At 58.3% G+C, this 15,487-nt stretch carries 13 protein-coding genes; 9 read left to right on the top strand and 4 right to left on the bottom strand.

Annotated elements, in window-relative coordinates; all coding sequences use genetic code 11:
- Positions 1–11: 11 nt before the first annotated feature.
- From ABXH05_RS05630 to ABXH05_RS05605, 6 genes are all read left to right on the top strand, one after another.
- Positions 12–1,139, top strand: coding sequence for an acyl-CoA dehydrogenase family protein (locus tag ABXH05_RS05630; protein ID WP_353560153.1), 1,128 nt, complete (start codon positions 12–14; stop codon positions 1,137–1,139).
- A gap of 199 nt (positions 1,140–1,338) precedes the next feature.
- Positions 1,339–2,313, top strand: coding sequence for a polyprenyl synthetase family protein (locus ABXH05_RS05625; RefSeq protein WP_353560152.1), 975 nt, complete (start codon positions 1,339–1,341; stop codon positions 2,311–2,313).
- A gap of 10 nt (positions 2,314–2,323) precedes the next feature.
- On the top strand, positions 2,324–3,268 hold the full coding sequence (locus ABXH05_RS05620; RefSeq protein ID WP_353560151.1) for an ABC transporter ATP-binding protein: 945 nt from the start codon (positions 2,324–2,326) through the stop codon (positions 3,266–3,268).
- Positions 3,268–4,377: an ABC transporter permease gene (locus ABXH05_RS05615; protein WP_353560150.1), complete on the top strand. Its 1,110-nt coding sequence runs from the start codon at positions 3,268–3,270 to the stop codon at positions 4,375–4,377. The genes ABXH05_RS05620 and ABXH05_RS05615 overlap by 1 nt, the downstream gene beginning before the upstream one ends.
- Positions 4,374–5,162, top strand: coding sequence for a fatty acid desaturase (locus ABXH05_RS05610; protein WP_353560149.1), 789 nt, complete (start codon positions 4,374–4,376; stop codon positions 5,160–5,162). The genes ABXH05_RS05615 and ABXH05_RS05610 overlap by 4 nt, the downstream gene beginning before the upstream one ends.
- Positions 5,159–5,632, top strand: coding sequence for a sterol desaturase family protein (locus tag ABXH05_RS05605; RefSeq protein ID WP_353560148.1), 474 nt, complete (start codon positions 5,159–5,161; stop codon positions 5,630–5,632). Before ABXH05_RS05610 ends, ABXH05_RS05605 begins: the two co-directional genes overlap by 4 nt.
- Here the strand turns inward: ABXH05_RS05605 and ABXH05_RS05600 are convergent.
- From ABXH05_RS05600 to crtY, 3 genes are read right to left on the bottom strand one after another with little or no spacing between them, the layout of a single operon-like run.
- Complete coding sequence (locus tag ABXH05_RS05600) at positions 5,629–6,582, bottom strand: phytoene/squalene synthase family protein (protein ID WP_353560147.1); 954 nt, start codon at positions 6,580–6,582, stop codon at positions 5,629–5,631. The two genes, ABXH05_RS05605 and ABXH05_RS05600, sit on opposite strands and share 4 nt — an antisense overlap.
- A gap of 18 nt (positions 6,583–6,600) precedes the next feature.
- Complete coding sequence (locus tag ABXH05_RS05595; protein ID WP_353560146.1) at positions 6,601–8,115, bottom strand: phytoene desaturase; 1,515 nt, start codon at positions 8,113–8,115, stop codon at positions 6,601–6,603.
- Positions 8,112–9,302 (bottom strand): lycopene beta-cyclase CrtY, encoded by a 1,191-nt coding sequence (crtY, locus tag ABXH05_RS05590; RefSeq protein WP_353560145.1) that lies wholly within the window; start codon positions 9,300–9,302, stop codon positions 8,112–8,114. Before crtY ends, ABXH05_RS05595 begins: the two co-directional genes overlap by 4 nt.
- A 356-nt stretch (positions 9,303–9,658) precedes the next feature.
- On the opposite strand from crtY, the gene wecB reads away from it, so the two are divergent.
- The 3 genes from wecB to ABXH05_RS05575 are packed head-to-tail and all read left to right on the top strand — an operon-like array spanning position 9,659 to position 13,763.
- Complete coding sequence (gene wecB / locus ABXH05_RS05585) at positions 9,659–10,855, top strand: non-hydrolyzing UDP-N-acetylglucosamine 2-epimerase (RefSeq protein WP_353560144.1); 1,197 nt, start codon at positions 9,659–9,661, stop codon at positions 10,853–10,855.
- Entirely contained in the window at positions 10,855–13,218 is a 2,364-nt protein-coding gene (locus tag ABXH05_RS05580) for a glycosyl transferase family protein (RefSeq protein ID WP_353560143.1), read from the top strand. The genes wecB and ABXH05_RS05580 overlap by 1 nt, the downstream gene beginning before the upstream one ends.
- A gap of 2 nt (positions 13,219–13,220) precedes the next feature.
- Positions 13,221–13,763 carry a tetratricopeptide repeat protein gene (locus ABXH05_RS05575; RefSeq protein ID WP_353560142.1) on the top strand — a complete coding sequence of 181 codons (543 nt, stop codon included), beginning with the start codon at positions 13,221–13,223 and terminating at the stop codon, positions 13,761–13,763.
- Between the two features lie 21 nt (positions 13,764–13,784).
- Here the strand turns inward: ABXH05_RS05575 and ABXH05_RS05570 are convergent, their stop codons facing one another.
- On the bottom strand, positions 13,785–15,437 hold the full coding sequence (locus ABXH05_RS05570; RefSeq protein ID WP_353560141.1) for an NfrA family protein: 1,653 nt from the start codon (positions 15,435–15,437) through the stop codon (positions 13,785–13,787).
- Positions 15,438–15,487 lie beyond the last annotated feature (50 nt).

Here is a 15,487-nt window from a genome sequence, read left to right as displayed (position 1 = left end):
GGTTCTAGAAAATGACATTCAGCAACAATGGATCCATCGGGTTTTCCGATGAACAGGCGGAACTTCTGGAGGTTGCCCAGCGCTTCTGCCGCGAAAAATCGCCCGTCGACAAAGTGCGCTCATTGATCGATGACGAAACCGGTCATGACCCGGCTGTGTGGAACGAGTTGTCGGAGCTTGGCTGGCTCGCCATTGCGGTGCCGGAAGAGTTTGGCGGCGTGGGTCTGAGCCTCGCAGAAGTGGTGCCGGTGGTTGAACAGATGGGCCGGGCACTGATGGGTGGCCCGTTCCTCTCAACAACCATCGCGGCCCAAGGCTTGCTGCATGGCGGGACGGACGCCCAGAAGAATACGCTGTTGCCGGACCTGTGCGCGGGTACGCCGGCAGCTGTTGCTCTCGTGGAAGGTTCAGGCGATTGGGATCTCACCAAAGCAGCCTGCACAGCAACACGTGACGGCGATGAGCTCCTTTTGTCGGGCACCAAGGTACTTGTGGCTGATGCTGCGGCTGCTGCGTGGTTGCTGGTGTCTGTTTCCCTTGATGGCGCGCCTGCTTTGGTCATTGTGGCGAAGGACGCGTTGGGTGCTGATGCACTGACGCGGGAAGTTGTCATTGATGAGACGCGCCGCTCTTACAAAGTCACACTTGATGGCGTTCGCGTATCGGCGGACCAGCTGCTGAGTGGCGCTACCGCGGTGCAGACACTGGCGCATATCGACCTAGTGACGAGCCTGTTGGTGGCCGCTGAGATGTGTGGCGGCACCGCCAGCTGCATCGACTACACGGTCGATTATCTCAAAACCCGCAAACAGTTCGGCAAGCTCATCGGCTCCTATCAGGCTCTGAAGCATCCCGCAGTGGATGCGTTGATCGCCTATGAGCAGGCCCGCAGCCATGTTTATGCGGCAGCGCACAGTTTCTCGGAGCAGGGCGAGGGCGAAATCGCTACCCGCATGGCCAAGGCACAGGCGGCGACTGCCATGAGTTTTGCCGCGGACCGGGCCATTCAGTTCCATGGTGGGTTTGGTTTCACTTATGACTGTGACGCCCAGCTTTATCGCCGCCGCGCCTTTTGGGGTGACAGCCAGCATGGTGACGCTGCCTATCAGCGCAAAAAGCTCGCGGACTTGATGTTTTAAAGCCGCACCTGGGATGTGTGTATGAGCGGGTCTGTTTACCAAGACAGGCCCGTTTTTGCGTGTCACACTCGTGGGTGACCGCCCGGCGTGGCCTATCCTGGTCTCAGTGCTGCAATCCGATCTCCTATCCAGGTCGTACATAATGGATGGGTAGGAAACCTGCGATTTTTCCAGGTTCGGATTTGTTTGGAGCGGTCACGTGCCAGGAGCTGCTGCGTCTTTGTCGATTGCAACGTCACATCTCGGTCTGGCTGATGAAGCAGGTTCTGCGTCAGTAGACGACTTGGACGCTACGCTTGCAATGATCGCAGCATTTCGAGAGAGAATTGAAACGAGACTGGCGGACCTGTTGCCGCCAGAAGATCGTGCGCCGTCGCAGCTTCATGCTGCGATGCGCTACAGCGTCTTGTCTCCTGGCAAGCGTTTGCGCCCGGTGATCACCGGGCTGGTGGCACGCCAATGCGGCGGGAACGAAGCCGCCGCGCTTGATGCAGGGTGTGCCGTCGAAATGGTTCACGCTGCCTCGTTGGTGATTGATGATCTCCCCGCAATGGACAATGCCGAACTGCGTCGCGGTCGGGCGACCACACATCGTGTCTATGGTGATGCAACGGGCATTCTGGCGGCCATATCGGTTATGAACCAGGCCTACGGGATTGTTGCAGGCCTTTCCGGCATTGATGCGGAGCACCGCACCTGGATGGCGACACTTTTCACGCAGGCGATAGGACCAGAGGGGCTTGCCGGTGGGCAGGAATATGACGTCAACGGTGCGGCGGGTGCCAGTCCTGCAGACATTGAAACTGTCAACCGTCGCAAGACCGGTGCATTGTTCTCACTTGCAGCGCAAGCGGGTGCGCTCACCGGTGATGCAGCCAACATGGACGATCAGTTGAAGCATCTGGATGACTTTGGCAATCATCTTGGCCTCGCCTTTCAGACCCTTGACGACATCCTTGATGTGGATGTGACCTCGGTTGCTGGTACAGGAAAAGACAAAGATCAGGATGGTGGCAAACCGACGCTTGCTCGCGTTGAAGGTATGGAAGCCGCTCGCGCGGCGGTACGCCATCACATAGACCATGCGCTTGAAGCGTTTGAGGCAGGTGTCGGGCCGTCCCCGGATATGCGGCACCTGTGCGGTTTCGTCTTCGATGCAGCGCTCAAGACGTAACAGGCATCTCGTGACCAAACCTGTCCCCGTTCTTGAAATCGACAACGTCTCCTATCGCTATGGTGAGCGTGTTGCCCTGAACAAGATTGGTCTTATGGTCCGATCCGGCGATGTGTTCGCTTTGCTGGGCCCCAATGGTGCAGGAAAGTCCACGCTCATCCGGACGCTTTGTGGGCGGCTCAGGCCAAACGGCGGCACCGTTTTGGTGGATGGACGCAACCCTGCCAGATCAAGGGCTGCCCGTGGATGCATCGGACTCGTTCCACAGGACATTGCACTTTACCCCTACATGACAGTTGCGGAGAATCTGTCGGTGTTCGGGCGGCTTGCTGGTGTTCGAGGCGTGCGTCTGACTGCAATGATTGATCACGCGGTAACGTCAACAGGATTGCAAGACCGCCTTGACCAGCGTGTCGAGACTCTGTCGGGCGGCTACAAACGACGGGCAAATATTGCGTCAGCTTTGCTGCACTCACCTAAACTTCTTGTGCTGGATGAACCGACTGTGGGTGTTGACCTTGATGCGCGTAACAGCATCAATGCCGTCCTGCGCTCCCTGGCAGAGAGCGGTATGTCCGTTCTTATTACAACTCACGATCTTGATCAGGCAGCGTCTGTTGCCAGCACTGTGGGTATCATCATTGAGGGGCGTATCGTTGAATCCGGGGCCCCGGATGCGTTGGTTGCCGCGCGCTTTGGTGATGATCAGGAGCTGGTCCTTTTGCTAGGGGAACCAGCGCAGAGCAAAGCTGAAGCGCTTCTGCTCCGTCACGGTTTCAAGTCGTTGGAAGAAGGACGCCATTGGCGCGGACGGATGTCTTCGACGGGACCGAGTGTTGATCAATTGACGGCGGAATTGTCTGCAGCCGGTGCCAGACTTCGCGAAATGCGAGTGCGCCAGCCGGGGCTTGATAGCCTGTATGCGGACCTGACTGGTGAAAGTGAGGTGGCATAGTGTTCGTCATCGCATACACCAGCCTCATCGGGTTGTTGAGAGATCGCGGTGCTCTCATCATGGCGTTCGTCCTGCCTGCGCTCATTTTTGTGATTTTTGCTGCGGTGTTTTCAGGCACGCAAGGCGACGGACTTGAGATCAAGGTGGTGTTCGCCGATACCACGCAGTCCGAACAGGGCACAGCCATCGGGGGTGCTCTTTCAAGCGACGCAGAGCTACGTTTTGCACAGGGCGGCGCACCAGCAGACGGCATGTCGCGGGCGACGGCGCGCGACATGGTGCTGTCCGGCCAAGCAGATGCGGCAATTGTTGTGGTGGGACCTGTCTTAGTGCCAGGTCCACGGGAACCGGGCGCACCTCCCGTCGTTGTTCTGGCGGACGATGCCAAACCAATCGCCGGCGCGTTGGCCGCTGCAGCTGTGCAGCGGGCACTGGGTGACGCGGTGCCAGGGTCTGTGTCACCTCCGGTCGTTGACATCCAGGCGGCGGCGGAGGGGGAGCGTGACCCTGCTGTCACCTACTATGCCGGGGCCATTACCATCATGTTTCTGTTCTTTGCCGCGCTTCAGGGGGCGGTGGGCATGATCGAGGACCGCGCGAGCGGTATTGTCGATCGCCTGATGCTCACACGTGGTGGCGCCGGAGCCCTGGTTGCTGGCAAATACCTGTTCTTGACCGGGCAGGGGGCCATGCAGGCGATTGTGGTTTTCGCGGTTGCCTGGCTTGGCTATGAAGTCATGGTCTGGGATGCGTTTGGGACTTTTGCGGTGACGACGCTTCTTGCAGCGACATCAGCTGCCGGGCTTGCCATGGCGATTGTGTCTGTTGCTGCCACGCGGGCACAGGCGCTTGCGACGGGCAACGCCATTGTGCTGGTTATGTCAGCGGTGGGCGGGTCCATGGTGCCGCGCTATATGATGCCAGAGTGGATACAGGACCTTGGCGCAATGACCCCGACAGGCTGGGTCATTGACGCCTATCAGGCAGTCCTGTTCAGGGATGTTGCCGCCCCGGACCTTGAGCGCACATGGATGCTGCTTGCCGGGTTCTCGTTGGTGGCTTTGTTGTTTTCGTGGATCGCTACCCGGGTGAAGGAGCGCGCTGCATGACGAATCCGCTCCGTGACGGGCGGCTGCCCAAGCTATCGCGAAACCGGCAGACGGTGATGGGTCTTGCTGTGTCTGCCGTAGTCATTGTGCCCTGGCTCGTAGTGCACGTTGCGGCCGTATTCATTTTGCCGCTTTCCGGCGTGTGGGTATGGCTGGCACCCGTGTTAGTGGCAACCGAGACCGTGCTGTCGGTCGGGCTTTTCATTGTTGCCCATGACGGTATGCACGGGTCCATAGCGCCGTTCCGACCGGGGCTGAACCGTGGCATAGCGAGGTTCTGCCTGCTGATCTACGCGGGGTTCTCGTTTGAGGCCCTGGCCAGGGAACATATGCGGCATCACGCAAGGCCGGGGACTGCCGATGATCCCGACTACAATTTTGAAAATCCCAACAGCTTTGTGGCCTGGTACTACGGCTTCTTTCGATACTATTTCGGGCTGAAGGAGTTTGGCATTCTCACGGCCATTCTTGCGGTCTATGTGTTCGTGATCGGGGCGCCGATTGTCAATCTGCTGGTGTTCTGGGCGCTGCCCGCGCTGCTGTCGTCTTTGCAGCTTTTCTATTTTGGTACCTATCAGCCGCACCGCCCGATTGCGGGCGAACCGTTTGAAGATGACCATCGGGCCCGCAGCGTTGATCTGCCGCCGGTGTTGTCGCTGTTGACCTGTTTTCACTTCGGCTACCATCTCGAGCACCACCATCATCCAAACGAACCATGGTGGCGTCTACCTGCGGTTCGCCGGGTGTCGCTTGTGGCTCATAACGGGGAGGCTCGCGCAGCATGAGTATGTTTGGCCCTCTGGCAATTGTGCTTGGCACCATTGCAGCTATGGAGCTGTTTGCCTGGTGGGCACATAAGAACATCATGCATGGCTGGGGCTGGGCGTGGCACGAAAGCCATCACCGTGCCCGCAACGGATGGTTTGAGAAGAACGATTTGTATTCGCTCGTCTTTGCCGGGTTCTCGATCCTGCTTTTCCTGGCGGGTACCTATCTGTGGTTGCCGCTTTGGTGGGTGGCTGCCGGTATCACTGCCTATGGCGTGCTGTATTATCTGGCCCATGATGGGCTGGTGCATCAACGCTGGCCTTTCAGATACCACCCCAAGGGTGGCTATCTAGGGCGGCTGGTGGAAAGTCACCATCTTCATCATGCGGTGCATACGCGGGAGGGATGTGTGTCGTTCGGATTTGTATATGCACCGGACCCGGACAAACTCCGAGAGCAACTTAGAGCGAGCAAGAAGGCTGCCTAGTCAACAGCCTCGAGATCCGTAGCGCGGGTCCAGAGCCCGGTGCGGTTGGTGCCTGTCGCCGATTTGCGAAAGCGCGACACGATTGCATCGCCCAATCCCAGGAACACATAGCCAATTTTCTGTAGCGTTGAGGTTCCCGCACGGTCGTCCCAGGCCTGTTCGCCCTTGGCCAGCACCTCCATGCCGATACGGCGATAGATGCGTTTTGCCGTGGCGATGGCCCATGCGGCGCGAAACGGCAGATGGGCAATGCCATAAACGGATGATGCGTAGTAGGGCTCTGCTTCCATCACCAGCCTGCGGGCGACGCGGGCGATGGCAGGACGGTTGTCTGGATCAAGAATAGCCGCCGTGGAATAGGCAACGCCCTCTTCTTCCAGCCAGCTCTTTGGCAGATAGATGCGCTCAATGCGGGCGTCATCAATGATGTCGCGCGAAATATTGGTGAGCTGAAAACCGATGCCGAGGTCGCAGGCACGGTCAAGAATATGCTCGTCGCGCACACCCATGACCATTGCCATCATGACGCCCACTGCCCCCGCCACGTAGTAGCCATAGGTCAATGTGTCTGCTGGGGTGGCGTAGGTGTGTTCCGCCACATCCATATGAAAGCCGCGCAGCAGATCCAGTGGATATTGCTCTGGTACATCATGCTTTTGCACCACGCGCTGGAACGACGTGAATACCGGATCATTCACCGGCTCGCCGCGATAGGCGGCACGGGTGCGCTCCAACAGCATCTCAAAGCGGGCGTGGGGATCGCTCGTGTCTTCCTCGGCCTTCGCAAAACCGAGTTCCTGACCGTCGATTACATCATCGCAGTAGCGGCACCATGCATAGAGCATGTAGGCGCTTTCGCGCATGTCGCGCCCAAACAGGGCGGCAGCGCCGGCAAAGGACTTGGAGCCCTGCTGGATCGTGGTGCGGGCTTCGGCGACGACGTCATCCATGGTCTGGTTTTCCTGGCGCTAGGCCACAGGCTCCATGTCGAAGTCTTCCAGAACGATACGCGCGGTTGCTTTGGCAGACCCCACAACCCCTGGAATACCGGCACCTGGATGCGTGCCTGCACCGACGATGTACATGCCTTGCAGCTTGTCATCACGGTTGTGGCTGCGGAACCATGCTGACTGGGTCAGTACCGGTTCCAGCGAGAAAGCGGAACCATTGTAGGAGTTCAGCTCATCGCGGAAATCGTTTGGTGTGAAGTGACGTGTCGTGACGAGATTGTCCATCAGGCCGGGCATGTAGTGCTTGTCGAGATAGCCCAGAATGCGGTCGCGGTATTTGGGGCCTTCCACATCCCAGTCGATGTCGGCGTGTCCCAAATGCGGCACGGGTGACAATACGTAGAAACATCCATGCCCTTCTGGCGCCAGCGACGGATCCGTGCGCGTTGGGGCATGGAGATACAGGGAAAAGTCGTCGGCCAGTTCCTTGCCCTTGAAGATTTCACCGATCAGCTCGCGATAACGCGGCCCGAAGATGACGGTGTGATGCTGAATATCTTCGTAAGGCTTGCTGGCGCCGAAATAGATGACAAAGAGCGACATGGAGAAGCGTTTGGACTTGAGGCGGGCAGCTTCCTTGCGTCCGCGGTCTGTGTGGCCAAGCATTTTTTCGTAGGTGTGAACCACGTCTGCATTGCTGGCGACCATGTCGGCGACAAAGTGGGTGCCGTCTTTCAAGGTCACGCCGGTTGTCCTGGTGCCGGATGTGGTGATCTCCGCAACGTCCGCGTTTAGATAGAGCTCGCCGCCCAGATCCTTGAACAGATCAAGCATGCCGCTCACCAGTGCGCCGGTGCCGCCTTTGGCAAACCAAACGCCCCATTCACGCTCCAGTGCGTGGATCAACGCATAGATGGCGGATGTCTCAAACGGATTGCCGCCGACCAACAGCGAGTGGAAGCTGAACGCCTGACGCAGGTGCTCATCTTCGACGAAACTTGAAACCTTTGAGTACACGCTGCGCCAGGCTTGCAGGCGGGCCAGTTGTGGTGCGGCCTTGATCATGGAGCGGAAATTGAGGAACGGCACGTGGCCCAGCTTGATGTAGCCCTCTTCCATCAGCTCCCGGGAGTAATCCAGAAACCGCTTGTAGCCGTCCACGTCCTTGGGGTTCAGCTTGTTGATCTGACGGAACAGCTCGTCGGAATCGTTTGTGTAATTGAAGCTTGTGCCGTCTTCCCATTCCAGGCGGTAGAGCGGGTCAACCGGTAGAAGGGTCACATAGTCTTCCATCTTACGGCCGGAGAGTGCGAACAACTCCTCGAGTGCGGATGGGTCTGTGATGACCGTGGGGCCTGCATCAAACGTAAAACCCTGATCCTCATAGACGTAGGCTCGTCCACCGGGCTTGTCGCGCTTTTCAAGCAGCGTTGTCTGAAAGCCTGCTGACTGCAGACGAATGGCGAGGGCAATGCCCCCGAATCCTGCACCTATAACGACGGCCTTCTTTGATGAAGGCGTTGCGATATTCATGTCTGTGATACTCCGGGCTTAGGTTCCTTGAGGCAGCGCATCGCAGCCATGATGGGGACGGGCGGCTTGCCTGTGAGAATGCGGGCCTTGTCAGGCAGTGTTGTCGTTCCAGCGTAAAACCGGGCGATGAGAGGTTCGGGCAGGCGGTAGAAGCGCTCCAGAACCTTGTACCTATCCTGCGGGCGCGCGGCGTCAAACAGCATGCGGTTCAGCAGGCGATAAAATCCGCGCTTGTCCCAGGCGGCCTTGGCGTGGGCGTGGGTTGTCTGCGCGACAGTTTGTGATGTGATGTGTGGCAGAGCGGCAATCGCCTGCGCCAGACGCACATTGTCCGGGAGCGAGTAGCCGGTCACGGGGTGAAAGAGGGCTGCGGCCAGTCCGCTTCTGCCTGTGCCCTTCGGGGTCTCTTCCCAGAAAGTATCAAAATTGCCACCAAGGGCGATTGGGAGCACACCGCGCTCTTCGCGCAGGATTGTCTTAATCCTCCACCCTTTGCCGGTGGCGTAGTCCTCAATGGTATCGCGAAATACGTCGTCGTTCAACTCAGCGCCGTCGGAGTATCGGGTGTCCTCCACCAACAATGAGGTCGGTGTGTGGGGCAACAGGTAGAAGAAGCGGTAGCCGTCTTCCTGTGGAACCGTGGCGTCCATGATGACGGGGCGGGTCAGCCCGTGTGGCTCTTCAAGCTCCAGTTCCTGGCCAACGAATTTCTGGAATCGAATGGTCAGTGAATTGTTCGCTTTCTGGCCACGTCCGTCGATGACGGCGTGGGCGTCGATGCGGCGTCCGCCCTTGAGTGTCACGCCTTCCTCATCCAAAGAGGCAACTTCGCCTTCGAGGATCGGCGTTGCTTCCATGTCTCGTACAAGCTGATTGCGGAGTTTTTCTTCGCTGATGCTGGCGTAGCCGGTTTTCAGCGCGCGGGCATGTCCGGGAAAACGGACATCCTGCCCATGCCACTCATAGGCTATCAGCGGGTCAAGCCAGGCGCGTGCACTGTCAGAAATGTCACTGGTGTGGAAAGACCAGGTGTGGCTGGGGTCGGGCTGCGGGTTCCGGTCCACCATCCCAATTGTCAAATCGGGGTGAGAGACTTTGAGGGCCCGTACGATCAAAGCATTTGCCATTCCCGCCCCTGCCAGCAGCAGGTCGTATTTGAGGTTTGGCAAATGTGGGGAAGCGGACACGGAGATAGGGCGCTCATAGCTCGTTGTTAAATCACTGCTTCAGGATACGCAGAAACCCGACATGTGGATGAGAAAAGCGGCGTATCTCTTGCTGTGTCAGAGGGGAAATCCGATTTGAGGCGGGGTTTTGCTCAAATTGGGCTTGTTCAATCGCAAGTGTCCCATTCTGGGTCATTCAAGTGCGGCTGACAGGTCACAATCGAAAGCCAAAACCCCTGCCTCAGCAGGCTTTTTTGCCGGTCTGAACTGCCGTTCATGTTCCAGACAGGCGGGATGTGGTCTCTGGAGACCGAAAGTTAAGGGTTTGATTACCTTTGGGCGAAAACGCGTCCGAGGCAGGACGAGATTGGGACAACGTGGCAGCAGTTCATCGCATAAGCATTATCAGTGGTACCCGGCCTGAGATCCTCAAGCTGGCGCCGGTCTATGCCGCGTTGGCGAAACGCCCCGAAATTTTTGCGCCAACGTGGATCGCCACTGGCCAGCACAGTTCTCTGGCTGATCAGGCATTTGCTGATTTCGGCGTCAAACCGGACATGACTGTTGAGCTGACGGATGTGCCTGCGGGCGTATCGGCTCAAGTCGGGGCAACTGTTGCCGCTCTGGCACCAGCGCTGGTCACGTCTGATCCGGAGCTTGTGATTGTTCAAGGCGACACCTCGTCTGCTCTTGCTGGTGCCCTTGCTGCTGCTGCCCGGGGCATTCCTGTGGCCCATGTGGAAGCAGGTCTGCGCTCGTTTGATTTTGACCATCCAAACCCGGAGGAAAGCATTCGGGTCATCATTGCCCGTCTGGCACAGCTCCATTTTGCGCCCACCGAAAACGCCGCTGCAAACCTGCGCGCTGAAGGATTTTCCGACAGGCGAATCCACGTCACAGGCAATACTGTTGTCGACGCTTTGCTGAGCGTCCTCCCGACGCTGCCAGCATGGCCTGAAACGCTTAAGGCACCGCAGGAAGGCAAGCGGCTTGTGCTTGTTACGACCCATCGCAGGGAAAGCTGGGGCAAGCAGATTGAGGGCATTGCGCGCGCCGTTGCGTCTATATCCGATGCCGTCCCTGATGCTGAAATCATCTTGCCGGTGCACCCCAACCCTGTTGTGCGGGACCCACTCGCGGCTGTTCTCGATACGCATCCGGGTGTGCGACTGACGCCTCCGCTTGCCTATGGAGACTTTGTATCCGTATTGCGTCGCTCGTCGCTTGTCCTGACTGACTCAGGCGGTGTGCAGGAAGAGGCCGCGACGTTGGGTGTGCCCACGCTTGTGATGCGCAAGGTAACCGAGCGCACCGAAGCGCTGGACGCTGGTGTTGCAAAACTTGTCGGCACTGACCGTGATGATATCGAAACACTGGCGATCCACCTGCTCACTCATGAAACGGACCGCCAGGTCATGGCGCAGGGCGGCAACCCGTTTGGTGATGGTAAGGCGGGTGAACGCATTGCCTCGCTGCTGGCGCGCGAGGTTGGTGCTTTGCGTGTTGTTCGTAGCGGTGAAACAGAAGGGCCGGATGGTGCCAAGGATGGTACTGGTCGGCGATCCGCCTCTTGATGGCGGAAACGCTTAGTGCGTTCCAGGACATGGTCAGCAACATCCTGCTCGGTATCGAGTGGGTGTTTCTGCTCGACTGGTCCTATCTTGCCTCCCAGTCTTTCGGCTTCGACCTTGTAGAGGCGTTTGCCGTCCTTTGGTTTGTCATCAAGTTCTTGATGCTGACGATAGCACTGGTGATTTTTGTCAGCGGTGCGGAAGACCTCTTTATCGACCTTTATTACTGGTGGCTGAGATTAAAGCGGCTGGGTGACAAGGATCCGCATGAGCTACCGCGCAAGCTGAAGAGCCTGAAGGCTGTGCCGCAGCTCAAGCTCGCTATCATCGTGCCCGCATGGGACGAGAGCGATGTGATCGCGCGGATGATCTCCAACACCATCAACACGGTCGATTACGACAACTTCCATATTTTCGCAGGTACCTATTCCAACGATCCGGATTCGGCACGTGAAGTGGATCGTATGGCTGCGCGCTACCCCAATGTGCACCGCGCAGAGGTCGGACACCCAGGACCCACCAGCAAGGCCGATTGCCTCAATTGGATCGTACAGCGGATTTTTCTGTACGAAGAAGAAACTGGTGAGAAGTTCGATGGCTTTGTCATGCAGGACTCCGAGGATGTGGTGAACCCACTCTCCTTGAGGGTGATCAACTGGGTGCTGCCATCACGCGACTTCATGCAGTTGCCGGTATTCTCCATGAACCGGGATCCGCTGGACATGGTGGCCTGCCATTACATGGACGAGTTTGCCGAGTGGCATAACAAGGACCTGCTGGTGCGCGAAGCGATGACGGGCATCGTGCCGAGCGCCGGTGTTGCTAGCGCCTTTTCACGTAACGCGCTTATCGCCCTGTCTGCTGCGACCGATGATCAGCCGTTTAACACGGACAGTCTGACGGAAGACTATGACATCGCCATGCGCCTGCATGACCTTGATATGCCCGGCGCTTTTGTTCGCTACTGGGCTGAAGTGCCCCGTGAACGGGCCAGCTGGATCACTGGCCGCAAGGTCATGCGGACAAAGCGCGAGATCGTCTCCACCAAGGAGTTCTTCCCGGATCAGATGTGGGCCTCCATCCGCCAGAAGGCCCGGTGGACGCTTGGCATTTCGTTTCTGGGGTGGGAACAACTTGGCTGGCAAGGCCGGTGGCAGGATCTGTACTTCCTGTATCGTGATCGTAAGGGCATGATCACCGCTCCAGCAGCCATTATTGGTTATGCAATTGTTCTGCAGATTGCGGCCTACTATCTGGCGCTCAATTACATTCCGGATCTGTGGCAGATGCCGCCACTGATCGAACCGGGCAGCTGGGTCTGGTACATCATCGCCGCCAATCTGTTCTTTCTGCTCAACAGGCTGTTCCATCGCGCGTGGTTTGTCGGGCGAACGCACGGACTGATCTATGTGCCGCTGTCTCCATTGCGGGCGGTGGTGGCGAACTGGATCGGCTTCCGTGCCAGCTTGCGCGCCCTCAAGCAGTATCTCTGGTACCGGATTTCCGGCCAGCGGCTGACATGGGACAAGACAACCCATGCCTATCCATCTCTTGCCGAACTGAAGCAGGGCAAACCCAAGATTGGTGAGGTGCTGACCTATTGGGGCGCCATTGCAGCAGCAGATGTAGAGACAGCGCTGGCCAAGCAACAGGATTCCTATCGCCCCTTTGGGTTATCGCTTCTTGATCAGGCCCTGGTGGACGAAGACAGTCTGGCCAATGCGTTTGCTGAGCAGGCGGGGGTAGCGTTTGAAGGATTTGATGCGCTCAAGGTTCAGGCTGAGGCGCTTGCGGAGCTGTCTCCGCGTGATGCGGCTCGGTTTGCAGTCGTGCCTGTGTCGCTCTCCAACGGTGAATTGAAGCTGGCTGCTGCGGAGCCTCTCTCGAAGGATCAGATTGAGGCACTGCGCGCCGGCCTCTCCTCTGTCCGTCGTATCAGCATTGTGATTGCACCGCGCAGCGATGTGGCGTTCGGGCTGCGTTATGCGTGGGATCACACACCCATCGATCGGGAAATCAAAGACGCGGTTCTTCTGCGGCGTTTGCAGATGGTTGATCATGACGGTATCGAACGTTTGTGGCGGCATATGCGGCGCCGCCACGTGCTGCTTGGTGACGTGCTGGTGCGCCTTGGGCTCGTGTCACATGACGCATTGACCAATGCGCTGGCGCTACGAGGCGACAATGTCCAGCTGATCGGTGACGCGCTTGTGTCATCCGGAGCCATATCCAAAGCCCAGTTGAGTGATGCACTGGACCTGCAGCCGCATCCACCGCTTGATATCCTGAGTGTCGCTGTTGAGCTTGGGCTTATCCCGGCGTCTCAGGTCAAGCAGGTTCAAAAAGAGCTAGAGGGGGCGCGCTAAAGATGTCTCCCAGTGAAAAACGCCGGGCACGTATCAAGGCTTCGTTGGTGCTGACGGCCTTCATGGTCTTTGGCGCCGTGGGTATCTGGTTCGCCACGAAGGAAATGTGGATTCCGGATCTGTCGGTAATGCGCGCGCAGACCTTGACCGATGAGCAGGCCGCGCCTTTTCCCACGACGACCATGGCGGACTTCAAGAGTTATCCATTTATCCATCGGGCCTATGGGCTGATGGCGGATGGTCAGTACGCAGAAGCGGAAGTCTATCTGGCCCGGGCACGTGCAACCAATCCGGATCGAGCGCAGGTCTGGATCATCTCGTCACAGGCTGCGATTCAATCAGGCAGGACAGCCCAAGCAGCCGAGTTTGCCAGTGAGGCTGCCGCGCGTGATGCGACCAGTGGACGCGCGATTTTATATCGCGCGATTGCCCGTGATGTTGCAGGTGAAGTGGTGGCAGCGCGCGTGGACTACGCGGCAGCTCTTGCTGCCGGCGGGCTGACACAAGCCGAGCGTGAGCTGGCGCAAAAAACGCTCGGCGAGTAGCGGATCCGATTTTTATTTGGATCAGTAGTGAAGAATGGCCGTTCCAACGAATGCGCCATCGTCACGATCATCTTCGTTGACGAACGCGTAGCGGTACTGAACCTTGAAGTCGAAATATGACCGCGGCCCGGTGTACTTGTCTTCATTGAACCAGTAGCGCAGGCCAACACCGGGGCCCGCTTCAACAACACGGTTGGTGTCGAACTTGTCGTCTGAGTATCTGGCAGCTGCCACCACATGGGGCGTCAACACGACTGACTCACTCAGCTTGAAGCTATGGCCGTACCAGCCTTCCAAGTTGGTCGCAACAAAGCGGGGGTCGTCAGGGATGTAAGCCACGTCGGCATAGACGTTCCAGCTTTCCCAGTCGTTGAGCACGGGATCAATATCCAAGCCGTCAGCCAGAGAATAACCGGCAACCAGAAGCCAGGCATCGCGTGCCGCATCGCCAACGGAAATTAGCCGTTCGACGGTGAAAACCAGATTATGGTCAGTCAGGGGACGGAATCGGGCGCCGACACCCAGCTGCAGGGATTCGTCGCGTGTATTGAGTGTGTCGCCTTCAAACCCCGTGAAACCACGGGTGAACAGGGTGAGGGCGCGGTGTTTCATGCTGCCGATCTGTGGCGCAATGTAGCCGACTTCCCAGCCTGCAAAGCTGTCGCTTTCGCCGGCTTCCGGCGCGCTGACCAGATCCACTGAGTTGTCACGGAAGGACAGGAATGCATCCGCGTACCAGGTCCGTTCGGTGTACGAGACTTCACGGCGCAGGCGGAACAAGCGGCGCTTGCCAGATGCGTCCTGTGCGTCCGGGCTGGCGTCATGGGTATCAATGGCATCGCGGAAGAGTTCCGTTGAGCCATCCAGATCGCCCTGGCGCTTGAGGGCATAGCCGTAATCGGCAAGGCCGTTGGATGTGAGCCCACCGCCCGCGCGTGCTTGCTCAAAATAGCGGGCCGCAGCCGCGTCGTCGCCGGACGTCAAGGCTGCATATGCAACATCCGCCGCAGCGCCAGGCTGTGCGGCCAGGGCGGCTTCTGCTTTTTCGAGATTTGCCTGAGCCTTTGTGGTGTCACCTGTCTGGCGATAAAGCTGAGACAGGCGAACACGCCGGTAGACGCTTTCGTTCAGACTGACGGCTTCTTCAAGAGCGGTGATGGCTGCCTGAGGGTTTCCCGGTAGAGACGCAGATGCTTTCTCGTCGAGATAGAATGGTAACTGGTCCGTCGTGAGGACCCGCCGGTCTACCTTGGCAAGGGCTGCGTTCGCGCCTGCGGTATCGCCTGCCTGGCGAAGTGAGACAGCCAAACCCAAGGCAGCGCCCGGATTGTCCTCAATGTTCAAGGATGCCTTGAAGGCGCGGGCTGCCTCGTCAGGATTGCCGATCTCGGCGGAGACGAAGCCAAGGGCTCTTAAGGCATAGGCGCGCTGGGCTGAGGTGAGGTTTCCTGTTTCCACGGCGCGGCTATACAGGTCTGCGGCCTGTGTCGGATTTCCTGCCTGCCATGCTTTGTCGCCATCCGCGATGAGCGTCTGGCCAATTTCGGCCTGGGCAACAACCATTTGATTGGGCTGATCAGGCGTTGCTGCTGAAAGTGTTGCCGGCAGCAAGACACCGGCTGCCAGAATGGCGATGCCTGCGTTGCGAAATGCAATGGTGGGTCGTGACGTCATCAGGTGTTGTTCCCGCAAAAGAGCTATTTCCCGCAACCATGCAATTGTCT

Source organism: Pyruvatibacter sp. HU-CL02332 (genome assembly GCF_040362765.1).
Taxonomy (GTDB): Bacteria; Pseudomonadota; Alphaproteobacteria; order CGMCC-115125; family CGMCC-115125; genus Pyruvatibacter.
Note: the sequence above shows the minus strand (reverse complement) of the source record. Positions and strands in the feature narration are given on the sequence as shown.

Coding starts and splice junctions, on each gene's coding strand:
- ABXH05_RS05630 (WP_353560153.1), top strand. CDS start 12: ATGACATTCAGCAACAATGGATCCATCGGGTTTTCCGATGAACAGGCG.
- ABXH05_RS05610 (WP_353560149.1), top strand. CDS start 4,374: ATGACGAATCCGCTCCGTGACGGGCGGCTGCCCAAGCTATCGCGAAAC.
- ABXH05_RS05605 (WP_353560148.1), top strand. CDS start 5,159: ATGAGTATGTTTGGCCCTCTGGCAATTGTGCTTGGCACCATTGCAGCT.
- ABXH05_RS05600 (WP_353560147.1), bottom strand. CDS start 6,582: ATGGATGACGTCGTCGCCGAAGCCCGCACCACGATCCAGCAGGGCTCC.
- ABXH05_RS05595 (WP_353560146.1), bottom strand. CDS start 8,115: ATGAATATCGCAACGCCTTCATCAAAGAAGGCCGTCGTTATAGGTGCA.
- ABXH05_RS05580 (WP_353560143.1), top strand. CDS start 10,855: ATGGCGGAAACGCTTAGTGCGTTCCAGGACATGGTCAGCAACATCCTG.
- ABXH05_RS05575 (WP_353560142.1), top strand. CDS start 13,221: ATGTCTCCCAGTGAAAAACGCCGGGCACGTATCAAGGCTTCGTTGGTG.
- ABXH05_RS05570 (WP_353560141.1), bottom strand. CDS start 15,437: ATGACGTCACGACCCACCATTGCATTTCGCAACGCAGGCATCGCCATT.